This is a genomic window from Halorientalis brevis (genome assembly GCF_042678165.1).
In the GTDB taxonomy this organism is placed as follows: Archaea; Halobacteriota; Halobacteria; order Halobacteriales; family Haloarculaceae; genus Halorientalis; species Halorientalis brevis.
The window spans coordinates 39,826-52,470 of record NZ_JBHUDJ010000001.1; the positions used below are offsets into that span (position 1 = coordinate 39,826).

9 protein-coding genes are annotated in these 12,645 nt (G+C 66.0%); 4 read left to right on the forward strand and 5 right to left on the reverse strand.

All coding sequences use genetic code 11. From position 1 onward, the window contains the following. The first annotated feature begins 176 nt into the window (after positions 1-176). Complete coding sequence (phoU, locus tag ACFR9U_RS00215; RefSeq protein ID WP_247377660.1) at positions 177-863, forward strand: phosphate signaling complex protein PhoU; 687 nt, start codon at positions 177-179, stop codon at positions 861-863. Between the two features lie 203 nt (positions 864-1,066). Here phoU and radB read toward each other — a convergent pair whose 3' ends face one another. After that, positions 1,067-1,786, reverse strand: coding sequence for a DNA repair and recombination protein RadB (radB, locus tag ACFR9U_RS00220; protein ID WP_282594288.1), 720 nt, complete (start codon positions 1,784-1,786; stop codon positions 1,067-1,069). Between the two features lie 12 nt (positions 1,787-1,798). Next, entirely contained in the window at positions 1,799-2,656 is an 858-nt protein-coding gene (locus ACFR9U_RS00225) for a hypothetical protein (protein WP_247377664.1), read from the reverse strand. A gap of 72 nt (positions 2,657-2,728) precedes the next feature. On the opposite strand from ACFR9U_RS00225, the gene ACFR9U_RS00230 reads away from it, so the two are divergent. Beyond that, positions 2,729-3,460 (forward strand): hypothetical protein, encoded by a 732-nt coding sequence (locus ACFR9U_RS00230; RefSeq protein ID WP_247377667.1) that lies wholly within the window; start codon positions 2,729-2,731, stop codon positions 3,458-3,460. A gap of 8 nt (positions 3,461-3,468) precedes the next feature. Here the strand turns inward: ACFR9U_RS00230 and larC are convergent, their stop codons facing one another. After that, entirely contained in the window at positions 3,469-4,794 is a 1,326-nt protein-coding gene (larC, locus tag ACFR9U_RS00235; protein ID WP_247377670.1) for a nickel pincer cofactor biosynthesis protein LarC, read from the reverse strand. Positions 4,795-4,925: 131 nt separating this feature from the next. Here larC and ACFR9U_RS00240 point away from each other — a divergent pair, with 131 nt between their 5' ends. Next, complete coding sequence (locus tag ACFR9U_RS00240; RefSeq protein ID WP_247377672.1) at positions 4,926-6,155, forward strand: MFS transporter; 1,230 nt, start codon at positions 4,926-4,928, stop codon at positions 6,153-6,155. A 125-nt stretch (positions 6,156-6,280) separates the two neighbouring features. Beyond that, entirely contained in the window at positions 6,281-8,509 is a 2,229-nt protein-coding gene (locus tag ACFR9U_RS00245; protein ID WP_247377674.1) for a CDC48 family AAA ATPase, read from the forward strand. Between the two features lie 223 nt (positions 8,510-8,732). On the opposite strand, the gene ACFR9U_RS00250 is transcribed toward ACFR9U_RS00245, so the two are convergent. Both ACFR9U_RS00250 and ACFR9U_RS00255 read right to left on the reverse strand, forming a co-directional pair. Then, entirely contained in the window at positions 8,733-11,237 is a 2,505-nt protein-coding gene (locus ACFR9U_RS00250; RefSeq protein WP_247377676.1) for a methyl-accepting chemotaxis protein, read from the reverse strand. 184 nt (positions 11,238-11,421) lie between these two features. Then, positions 11,422-12,564, reverse strand: a complete 1,143-nt coding sequence (locus tag ACFR9U_RS00255; RefSeq protein WP_247377678.1) for a CBS domain-containing protein — start codon at positions 12,562-12,564, stop codon at positions 11,422-11,424. Positions 12,565-12,645 lie beyond the last annotated feature (81 nt).

Genomic DNA, 12,645 nt, shown 5'->3' on the forward strand with positions numbered 1-12,645 from the left:
GCTCGCGACGAAACGCGAGCGAGGCCCTGCATCAAAATGCCGGTACTCGGGGCGTCTCATCGCCGCCCACACTCTCTACATGGTCGAAAACGACGACGCACTCATCTACTGAGCGCCTTCAGCGTGATTTATAAGCGAACATAAGGTTATTTAAGTTCGGCTGTGTCGGAGCCACTATGCCGCGGAAAGATTACCAACAGAAACTCGAGGATCTGCAGGACGACGTTCTCTACATGAGTGAGGTCGTCCTGGAGCGGTTCCGAGTCGGATTGGAAGCGCTCGAACACAAAGACGACGAACTCGCCCGGGACGTCATCGAGGGCGATCACGAGATCAACGAACTGTACCTGGATCTGGAACAGGACTGTATCGACCTCCTGGCGCTCCAGCAGCCCGTCGCGAGCGATCTGCGCTTCATCGCCGCCTCGTTCAAGATCATCACCGACCTCGAACGGATCGGCGACCTGGCGACGAACCTCGGCGACTACACCCTCGACGCCTCCCGGGACGTCTTCCCCGACGTCGACATCCAGGCCATCGGCGACGAGACGCTCGAGATGGTCGAAGACGCCATGATCGCCTACGCCGACCGCGAGCCCGAGATCTGCTTCGAGATCGCTGACCGCGACGACGACATCGACACCCGCTGTGAACGCGCCTCCGAACTCGTCGTCCGGGACCTCATCGAGACGGAGCTGGAAGAGCACGGCGAGACTGACGACGAGGACGTCGAACAGTTCATGCAGGAAGTCTCCCGCATGCTCCTGACCATCCGCGACCTCGAACGCGTCGGCGACCACGCCGTCAACATCGCCGCTCGCACCCTCTACATGGTCGAAAACGACGACGCGCTCATCTACTAGTACCTTTTTACTTCACCGGGTGTCCTCGGCCCGTTGGGCCTGCGGGCACCCGGTTCGCAAAAAGCTACGCTAAAAACTGCTCCGACTCACTTCGTTCGTCGGAGTGAACCGGCGGCCACAGGCGCCGGATGCTCGTGGTGGGCCTGCCCTTCCCCGACGCTCGCGATGAAACGCGAGCGCGGCCACCGCAACAACGATCCTGCTCAGGGCGATTCCTCGACGCTCGCCAGCCCCTCACCGGTAATCTTGAACCGGGCGGTCTGCCCGGCCGGCTTGGCCTGGTGTTTTTCGAGCGTGGCCCTGCGGTTACCGCCGCGGAACCGCTCGATCCGGCAGACGACGCCCGACCAGTGCGTGAGAGTGTGACCGCCCAGCGGGCTGGCGCGGTCGGTGTCCGGGTCGGTGTACACCTGATTCGTGATGACGACGGCGATGTCGTATTTGCGGGCCAGCGAGAGCAGATGCGTCACCTGCTGGGCGACCGTCCGGAGGGCGTCGCCGGCTTCGTCGTCTTCGGAGCGCTTGATCCGGTAGAACCCGGTCGCGCTGTCGAGGACGATCAGTTCGACCCGTTCTGCGAACTCCGCGGCGTCCTGGACGGCCTCGCCCTGCTGGTCGAAGTCGAGGACGTCCGAGATGATGATGCGCGAGGCCAGGTCGTCGATGTCGTCGGTCCGCGCCCCGGCGACCTGTTCGAGGCGCTCGACGGACAGCCCCTCGGTGTCGATGAACAGCGCGCTGTCGCCAGCGGCGGCAGTCTCAACCGCAGCGGAGAGCGCCAGGTTGGTCTTGCCCGCGGCCGGTGGGCCGTACAGTTGGGTGACCGCACCGCGCTCGAACCCGCCGCCGAGGAGGTCGTCGATCGACGTGCAACCGGTCGGAATCGGCTCGCTCACGTCCTGGCGTTGGGAACCACCGGACAAAAGCCCTCTCACTCACGCTCGCTGGAGGTGCGCCGCGAGAGCGTCCACGACGGCGTCTTCGTCGTCAAGGTCAGCGCGGGCACACCGGATGGCCGGCCGCCACCACGCCCGCCACCGGACGACGATGGTCTCGTCGGTCACGGCGTAGCTCTCGAAGTCGTCCCAGCCGTAGACGTACCGGGAGGCCGGGTATCGTCGTTCCAGTCCGACGGGCGTCGCTCGGTAGGTGCGCTGCTGGCCGAGGTTCCCGAGGACGATCGCCGGGGCGAACAGGAACTGGGCGACGGTGAACAGCCAGTCGACGTTCCAGAGCGCGTCGACGGCCATGGCACCCACGAGGAGCAACATCCCAGCGATGCTCGCGTACTGCATGCGCTGGCGCTGGGGCTCGGGCCACCCGGCTTTCCACTCGCACTCGACCGCGTCTTCGTCGACGAGGGCTGCGGAGTACCGGTTCCTCGCCATCGTCACCAAACCGATACCGACGAGCATCCCCGGCAGTGCGAGGAGGAACCCAGCGACCGCGGCCCCATCGGTCCCGGCCGCGTTCATGTGGGCGACGAACGCGAAGTGTCCCACTAGTACGAGGACCGGTAGCAGCGCCAGCCCCCACGCGAGTGGCGTCGCGCCGAGTCGCTCCGGAAGTCCATGCCAGCGGGACACGCCCCACGACGAGAGACCGGTGATCACCGTGATGGCCACCAGCAGGCCGATATAGAGACCACCCGCGTCGCCGGTGACCCAAGCCCCGAGACCGATGACGACGAACGGCGACAGGAGGGCGGCAGCGTACAGGCCGGCGACGAACGCGAAGAACGTGTCCGGCCGGTCCGGCAACTGGCGGGCAGGCCTCCGGAACTGCTCGTGCATGTTTGATTCACCGAAGCACATCGGTAAAGAACTTCTCCTACAATCTAAGTCACCACGCTGCGAACGCCCGGTGTGATCGTCGTCGCCACGGAGGACTTCGAGGTGTACCACGGCGTGGTCAACGAGCTGCGCGACCGCGGCGTCCCGTTCACCACAGTCGAGCCCGGCGATCCGCTCCCCGACCAGGCGTCGGTCCTCGTGACCGGCCCGGAGAGCACGATCGACGCCAGCGTCCCGGCAGTCAGCGCCGACCCGGAAGACCCGCGCCGGGCCGTCGAAGAAGTCCTGACGATACTCCGGGGCGGTGGCGGCCGGATCGTCGTCGGCATCGACCCAGGAGACCGACCGGGCATCGCCGTCCTCTCCGGGGACTCGGTCGTCGCTGCCTTTCACGTCCCCGCTGCCCAGACCGCAGAGGTGGTCGCAGCGGAACTCGAAGACGCCCCGAATCCCCTGGTCCGGATCGGCGACGGCGCGCGGCTGATCGGCGCACAGATCATCGACGACCTCCCGGACGTGCCGGTCGAACTCGTCGACGAGACCGGGACGACGCCGTACCTCGGGACCGGCGCACGTGGAATGGGCGACGTCCTCGCCGCGGTCAACATCGCCCAGATCGAGGGTGAGGAAGTCGAATCCCGCGAGGTCGAACCGACGGCCGGCGAACTCCAGACGATCAAGGAGCGCTCTCGCGAGTTGTCCGAGGCGAACTGGACGATCGACGACGAACTCGCGCGCCGCGTCGCCGTCGGCGAGTTGACCATAGAAGAAGCGCTGGCCGAACACCAGGGCGACGACACCTGACCGAGCGCCTACTCGCTCACGGCGTTCTCCGCCCGCCGCATGACCTCCCGGACTGGCAGGTCCGTTTTCTTCGCGACGGCCAGCGCGTCGTCGTACTCGGCGCTCACGTCGAACACCGTGCCGTCGGTGTCGCTGGCGACTTTCACGTCGACTTCGAAGTCCTCGCCGCCGATTTCGATCGTCGCGGTTTCGATGCTACGGTCGGCCATCCAGCGGTGGCCGGCGCCGTGCTCGCGGACGCCTAGCGTTCCCGTCTCCTCGGCCAGTTTGCGGGCGACTCGCTGGGCGTCGGCCGGCCGGACGATGACCTTCACGAGGTGACCGGGCCGCGATTTCTTCATCGTCACCGGCAGGATGGAAACGTCTCGCGCGCCCGCGTCCGCGAGGGTGTCCTGGAGGCCCCCAAGGACCTCCGGGGACGCGTCGTCGAGGTTCGTCTCTAGAACCGTGATCTCGTCTTTTCGGAGGTCGCCACCGCCGTCGCCCACCACGGCCCGCAGGACGTTCGGTCGGTGGGCGAACTCGTAGCCGCCTGCCCCGTAGCCGGACGAGGCGATGCGGATCGAGGGCAGCGTCTCGACGCCGTCGGCGACGTGTGCGAGGATGGCGGCGCCGGTCGGCGTCAGCAACTCCGCGTCGACTGGTCCTCCTTTCAGGTTCCAGTCGGCTCGCTCGGCGATCTCGACGACGGCGGGCGTCGGCACCGGGTAGGTACCGTGGGCCATCTCCGTCTCGCCGCCGCCCGTCGCGAGCGGCGTCGTCACGACGCGGTCGACGCCCAGGTCGTCCAGCAGGAGACAGACGCCGACCACGTCGGCGATCGCGTCGTCCGCCCCGACCTCGTGGAAGTGCGTCTCGGCGAGGTCGGTGCCGTGGACCGCCGCCTCGGCCTCCCCGAGAATCTCGAAGATCGCCGTCGCATCCGCCACGACGCCGCTCGGAAGATCGAGGGACTCGACGACGTCGACGACCTCCGCGTAGGAGCGATTCGGACCGTGCCCTTCTGCGTGGGTGTGATCGTGGTCGTGATGGTCGTGTCCGTGACTGTGGTGATGATCGTGCGAGTGGTCAGCCTCGTCGTGATCGTGGTGATGATCGTGAGAGTGGTCGTGGTCGTCCGCAAACTCGTCAGCGTCCTCGGCGGTCAGAACGACGTCCACTGCCGTGGCACTGATGCCGTTTTTTACGACAGTGTCGACTTCGTAGGCCACGTCCAGCGCGTCGGCGTCCTCGACGGGCGCGAGGGCGTCCCGGTCGGCACCGGCGGCCAGCAGCGCGCCCAGAAGCATGTCGCCGCTGGCACCCATCCGGCCGTCGAAAGCGAGCGTTCGCATGATCGTACAGAGTGCCCTGCACGGGTAAAAGCGTCCGATCCGCAGTGGCACGGCCGCCGGTCCGCACGAGGGCCACGACGGACAGCGAAACCCCGTACTGTCATGGGTGCGGCCCGGGTACCGTCGATTCGATGACGGAATCGTCGGCGGCATCGAAGTACACGCTGTGGGTGATCGTCGCCTCGGCGACGCTGACGGTGATGGCCGGCGCGATCCTCGGGCCGGTCGTCCCGCAGATCCAGGACGGGCTCGACGTGTCGGAGTCGCTCGCCGGGCTCGTCATCACGACCCACGGGGCGCTCATCGTGCTGACGAGCCCCGTGGCCGGAGCGGTGATCGACCGGTTCGGCCCGCGTCGGCCCTTTATCGGGGGCCTGGTGGTGTACGCGATCGGCGGCAGTGCCGGCCTCGTCGTCGACACCTTGCCACCGCTGCTCGTCTCGCGGGCGGTACTCGGCGTCGGCACCGCCTTCGTCTACACCGGCATCACGGTCCTCATCTACGACCTCTACGAGGGCCAGCGGATGGAACGCGCGCTCGGGCTCCGCAGCAGCGCCAACAGCGCCGGCGCCGCCGTCTGGCCGCTGGTCGGCGGCGCGCTCGGAACCCTCTCCTGGCAGTTCCCCTTCGCCATCTACCTGATCGCACTGCCGCTGGGGCTGCTCGCGATCGCGACGGTTCCGGAAACCGGTCGTGGCGATGGTGGCGAGGGGCAAGTGGAGGCCAACGGCGGCTCGCCCGAACCGCAGACGGATGGCGGACTGGCTGGGGTGCTCGCCGTGTTCCGCCGCACGCCCGCGCTCTTGCTCGTCTACCTGCTGTACTTCGGGGCGAACGTGTTTCTGTACGGGATCGTCGTCTTCTACCCGCAGTTGCTCGATCGCATCGGGGTCACCTCCTCGTTCTCGATCAGCCTGTATCTCGCTGCGAACGGAGCCGCGGGCGGCGTCTCGGCGGTCGCGTACGACCGACTCAAACGGCGGGTCGGCGGGCACGCGCTCGTCCTCGCTGCCTTCGCGTTCTGGAGCCTGGCGTTCGGTCTCGCGACGGTGGCCGACTCGCCGGTGCTGGCCGCAGGGCCGGTGATCCTCTTCGGGCTCGGACTGGGGCTTGTCTTTCCCTCCGCGTTCGCGTGGGTCGAGTCCCTGGCTCCGCCGGACCGGCAGGGCCAGTACAGTTCCTACGTCGCCTCCTTCGGGTACGTCGGCCAGTTCCTCTCGCCGCTAGCGTTCGGCCCGCTGGTTCCCGCGGTCGGCGTTCGAGGTGCGTTCGCTGCTGCGGGCGTGACGGCGGTCGTCGGTGCAGTGTCGCTCGGCGGTGTGCTCGTGGGTCGGCGGGAACTACGTCCGAGTGAGCCCTGACTCGCCTCCCACGTGGGTGCAGTGTGGTACTCAGTCGCCGTCGCAATTATCAAAGCGGACCACCGGTAGCAAAAAGCATATCTCCCGGCGTCCCGGACTGTGTCACATCCCCACAGGCAACAAGTATGAATGAAGTCCAACTGGAGGTGGCGAAGGCCTACCCGAACGATTCGGGTCGCGGTATCGCCCGCCTTGATCCGGATACTCTGCTCCACCTGAAGCTCTCTCCCGGAGATATCATCGAGATCGAAGGGAGCGACACCACTGCGGCGAAGGTGTGGCGAGCGGATCGGCAGGACTGGAACACCGATACCGTCCGAATCGACGGGTTCACGCGGCAAAATGCCGACGTGGGCATCGGTGAGCGCGTCACCATCCGCAAAGCAGAAGCACAGAAAGCAGATCAACTCGTCCTCGCGCCTCCCGAGGAAGCGAGCGTGCAGTTCGGCAGCGACGCCGCTGGGATGGTCAAGCGACAGATCCTGAAGCGGCCGGTCGTCGAGCGCGACATCGTCCCGGTGATGTCCTCGACGAACCACCCGTTCATGCGCTCGCCCGGCCAGGCCATCCCGCTCATCGCGGTCGAGACCGAACCGGAGGGGGTCGTCCTCATCACCGAGGACACTGAAGTGGAACTCAGAGAAGAACCGATTTCCGGGTTCGAGAAGACGGGCGGCGGCATCACCTACGAGGACATCGGCGGCCTCCAGAACGAGATCCAGCGGGTCCGGGAGATGGTCGAACTCCCGATGAAACACCCCCAGATCTTCAAGAAACTCGGCATCGAGCCACCGCAGGGGGTGTTGCTCCACGGGCCGCCCGGCACCGGGAAGACCCTGCTCGCGAAGGCCGTCGCCAACGAGACGTCGGCGAGTTTCTTCTCCATCGCCGGCCCTGAGATCATCTCGAAGTACTACGGTGAGTCAGAACAGCAGTTGAGAGAGATCTTCGAGGACGCCAGCGAAGAGGCGCCCTCGATCATCTTCATCGACGAACTCGACTCCATCGCCCCCAAGCGCGAGGACGTGACCGGCGAGGTCGAGCGCCGCGTCGTGGCCCAGCTCCTGACGATGATGGACGGCCTCGAATCCCGCGGCCAGGTCATCGTCATCGCGGCGACGAACCGCGTCGACAGCGTCGACCCCGCGCTGCGTCGTCCCGGTCGCTTCGACCGCGAGATCGAGATCGGCGTCCCCGACGAGGTGGGTCGCGAGGAGATCCTCCAGATCCACACCCGCGGGATGCCCCTCTCGGACGACGTGAACCTCTCGAAACTCGCCACGGAGACCCACGGCTTCGTCGGTGCCGACATCGAGAGCCTCACGAAAGAGGCCGCGATGAAGGCGCTCCGGCGGTACCTCCCCGAGATCGACTTAGACGAGGAGGACATCCCGCCGAGCCTCATCGACCGGATGATCATCAAGCGCGACGACTTCCGCGGCGCGTTAAACGAGGTGAGTCCGAGCGCGATGCGGGAGGTGCTGGTGGAACTCCCGAAGATCGACTGGGACGACGTCGGCGGCCTCAACGAGCCGAAAGAGCAGGTCCAGGAGGCAGTCGAGTGGCCGATGACCCAACCAGAGAAGTTCGAGCGCTTCGGCATCACGCCACCCTCGGGCGTCCTGCTGTACGGCCCGCCCGGCACGGGGAAGACCCTGATGGCGAAAGCCGTCGCGAACGAGACCGACGCCAACTTCATCTCGGTGCGCGGCCCGCAACTGCTCTCGAAGTGGGTCGGCGAATCGGAGAAGGCGATCCGGCAGACCTTCCGGAAGGCCCGACAGGTGTCACCGACGATCATCTTCTTCGACGAGCTCGACTCGCTCGCCCCTGGACGGGGCGGCGAAGTGGGCTCGAACGTCTCCGAGCGCGTCGTCAACCAGCTCCTGACGGAACTGGACGGCTTGGAAGAGATGGAGGACGTGATGGTCATCGGCGCGACTAACCGGCCGGACATGATCGACCCGGCGCTCATCCGCTCGGGTCGGTTCGATCGCCTCGTGATGATCGGCGAACCGGGCGTGGAGGGCCGCGAGCAGATCCTCCGCATCCACACCCAGGACATGCCGCTCTCGGCCGACGTGAGCCTGCGAGAACTCGCCGAGATTTCCGAGGGCTACGTCGGCAGCGATCTCGAATCCATCGCGCGCGAGGCGGCCATCGAGGCGCTCCGCGAGGACGACGACGCAGAGGTCGTCGAGATGCGCCACTTCCGCCAGGCGCTCGAGGGCGTCCGTCCGACCGTGGACGAAGACATCCGCGACTACTTCGAGCGCATGAAAGACGAGTTCAAGGGCGGCGGTGCCGAGGCCCAGCAGCGCCGCGGCGGTGGCGGCCGCATCGGCTTCCAGTAAGCGATCCCGTTTTTCACGGCGCGGCTCCGCCGCGCCACGCGCTGCCCACGACTCACAGCGCAGCCCGTGGCCCCGACGACTGCTGGGAGACCGTGAGCGAACAGCGTCGCTGCCATTCGTCCGACCGACGTAACGGTATAGAGAGACGACACCGCCAGTCAGTGGCCATCAGATCGTCAGTATCGTCATGCCCAGGGCGACACCGGCTGTTGTCGGAACCGGCTCAGTCGTCGGTCGTCCCCTCGAGCGAGGAGAGTGCGTGCGACTCTTGGTCAGGTTCCGTCCGCATTTTCTCGTCGCCGGCTGTCACGTCACTCCCAGCGGCACCGGCATCCGTCGTCTCGTCGGTCTCGAACCGGGCGAGTTCGCTCGTGAGATCGCTCGCTTCGGCGTTCAACTGGTCGGCGCTCGCCGCGATGTGGTCGATCCGCGCGTCCTGTTGGGCCACTGCCTCGGCCGCACCGACGGCGTCGTCCTCCGTGCGCTCGCTGATCGAGGTGACGCTCTCGACCATCGAGACGACTTCCTGGCTCGCACTCGCCTGCTCGTCGGTCGCGCTGCTGATGGACTGGACGCTCTCGTTCGCGCGCTGGACGTGGTCACCGAGTCGTTCCAGCGAGGAGAGCGCGTCGTCGATGGTATCGATGCCGTCGGCGAGCGAGGTCTGCATCTCGCGGACGTCGCTCGCGGTGGCGTCGGTCGTCTGCTGGACGCGTTCGATGCGCGCCTCGATGTCGTCGGTCGCCTCGCGCGTCTCCGTCGCCAGGTCCTTGACCTCGCTGGCGACGACGGCGAAGCCCTCGCCGGCTTCCCCGGCCCGAGCGGCCTCGATCGACGCGTTGAGCGCGAGCACGTTCGTCTGCTCGGCGATGTCGTCGATGAGATCTACCACCTCGACGATGGCCGTCATCTCCGATTCGAGCTGTTCGATGGCGTCGACGGTCTCGTCGGCGGTCGTCCGGATGCGATCCAGCGTCTCGACTGACTCGGTCGCCAGCGCCGTCCCGCGCTCGCCCTCGTCGGCCGCATCGCCGGTCACCGACGCTGCCTCGTCGGCCGAGGCAGCGACCTCCTGGACGGTCGCCGAGAGGTCGCTCATCTCGCTGGCGATCGCCTGGAGGCGGTCGGACTGCTCGCTCGCACCGTCTTCGATGGAGTCGATGTTGGCTGCGACCTGCTGACTCGCCGCTTCCACGTCGGTCGCACTCTCGACGACGCGGTCGCTCGCGTGCCCGACCGACGCCGCGAACGCCTGAATGTCGCCCATCGTCGTCTCCAGGTCCGCGAGCATCGCGTTGAACGAGTCGGCGATCTCGGTCATCGCCTCGCTCTCGGCGTCCGCGTCGAGCCGCTGCGTGAAGTCCCCGTCCGCTGCCCGCTCCATGACGGCCGCAAACTCGTCTGCCTTCCGCTGGAGTTGACTGGTGAGGCGTTCCGCTTCCTCGCGGGACTGGGCTGCGTTCTCGTGAGCGGCTTCGAGGTCGTCGATGAGCGTTTCGAGATCGGTCGCCATCGTCGACAGCGACTGCCCGAGCCCACCCGGGACGTCCTCGTCGATGACGGGCGCGTCGAACTCCTGTCTCGCGAGCGCTTCGGCCTGCTGGGAGACCGTCGAGAGGTACGACTGGGTCTCCTGGAACGAATCGACGACGTCGCCGACCTCGTCCTCCCGATCGGTGGCTTCGATCGCCACGTCGACGTTCCCCCTGGCGATGGTCCGGGCGTTCGTCGCAAGGGCACTGAGTTGACGAGCGGTATTACGCCCGAGCGTCAGCCCGATGAGCGTCAGTCCGAGCAACATCACGCCGAGCAAGACGCCCAGATGCGTGGTGACGAGCGAGCGCAGCGCGTAGGCGCTGCCCGTCGGCGCCCGGACGAGCAGCGCCCAACTCGACTTGTTCACCGGTGCGTACGCGACGAGGGTCCCGTTGGCCGTCGCGTTCGTCCCCTGCGTCGCGACGCCGGTCGTCCGGTTGAGCCCCCGGACGACGGTCACCGGGGGTTCGGTCCCGTTGCCGTACGCGTCCATGGTCGCCGTCCCCGCCTGGTCGAAGACGACCGTGTTGTCGCCGTTGACGACCATCGTCCGCCCGTCCTGGACGGACGTCTCCAGGGTGTCCGCCACCGCCCGGAGCGAGACGGTGATGACGATGACACGGTCACCGGACTGCGGCACCGGGCTGATGAACGCGATGACGGGCTGGCCGCTCCCGCCGGCGTAGGGCTCGCTGACCAGCACCGACGATTCGTTTATAAACGTCAGCGATTCACCAGCCCACGGGGCTGCCGCGTCCTCGACGGTCTGCCCTTCGAGGATCGGTGACGTGGACGCGAGGATCGTGTCGGAACTCTCGTTGACGTAGTGGATGTTGTGGATGTCGGACGGAAAATGCGCCTTCTTGGCGTCGAGTAAGGGACTGATCGTGGAGACGTCACCGTCCGACAGGTCGCCGGACCGCGACAGCATGCGCGTGAGGAGTTCGCGCTGCGTATGCCACTGCTCGAGTTGGGTCGCCTTCGAACTCGCGACCGTCTGTAACTCGGCGTTCGTGTCCGTCGTGACGGCCTGTCCGACCGCCACGTAGGTGTACAAGCCGATGAGACACGTGAGCAGTGCAACACATCCGAGACCGAAGAGGAACTTCCGGAAGTAACTCTCCCGGACCGACACGGGAAGTATCCTGTCGAATTTTGCTAGCCACTCACCGGCGTCACCGTTGGGCCCCATTGTTCGGAGAGCGAAGACACATCGAGTTAAACGTATTCCGCCAGTTATCGAACGTAAATTTCTATTATCAACCCTCTATTCGGGAATTGAGAAGCAATAACTGACAGATCACTATATAGAGACAATAGTGGAAGCGGGAGCCACCAAGTCGACGGTGGAACCCGCACGCGCTCGGCCGTGTGTCCTATAGCTGGGCGAGTTTGCGCAGTAGCTGACCGCGGTACTCCTCGTCGGAGCGGACGTTCTTCAGTTCGAGGACGTTCCGTTCGAGTTTGTCGAGCGCGACGTTGAACGCCTGTTCGGCGCCGTAGCCCTCGCCAGAGCCGGCGATCTGGCCCTCGGTCGTCCGGAGGCGGATCTGACACTGGATGAGCGGGGTCCCGCGGAGTTTCTCCTTGTGCTCGTGGAACCGGACGTGCGAGTGGCGGACCTGCATGTCCTGGTACTTGTCGACGACCTCCTCGATGTCCGTCCGGATGTCCTCGCGGACGATCGTGTCCAGGAGGTTGATGTTCGTGATCTGGACGTCCATGTGCTCTTCCTCGGTGTACGTGAGCGCCCGGAGCACGTCGGTCTTGGTGAGGATGCCGACGACCTCACTGTCGTTGTCCTCGGGGGTCACGACCAGTCCGTTGAAGTCGTTCTCGAGCATCCGCTCGACGGCGGTCTTGACTGACTCGGCCAGCGTCGTCGTCGAGACGGGACTGGACATCACGTCGTAGACCGGGATGTCGAGGATGCGCTCGATGTCACCGGCGCGGTCGCCGGTGGTGGCTTTGTCCACGTCGCGGACGACGATGTCGACGATGTCGTGGGTCGTCGTCATCCCGGAGAGGTTCCCGTCTTCGTTCAGGACCGGTACGCGCGAGATGCTGTGTTCGCGCAGGAGGTTGATGGCCTGCCCGATGTGCGTGTCCTCCTCGACGGTGATGACGCTCTCCGTGTAGATGTCTTCGACGTCGATGGCGTCCAGGTTTTCGAGGACGGCGTCGAGAATCTCGTTCGTCGTGACGATTCCCCACAGATCGCCGGCCTCGAACACCGGTGCGATCTTCGTCCCGCCCTCGACGAGGACGCGGGCGACCTCGCGCACGTCGTCGGTGCGCTCGACGTTCGGCGCCGAGACGAGCATCGACTCGGCTTTCATGTCGTCGTTGACGTGCGACTGGACGAGCTGGCGCTTCCCGATGACGCCGGCGTACTCGCCGTCGTCCGTGACGATGATGCCTCGGGGGTTCTTGCGCTCGAAGATAGAGCGGACTTTCGCCAGTCGCTCGCCGGTATCAACTTCTATAAAATCACTTGTCGCGATCTCGGCAATATCCATCGTAATCTCTCCTCGTGGCTTGGTCGCGGGGGGTAATCAAACTTAGCGGTACCAATTTCCAGCCAGAGCCCGTATTCTGCC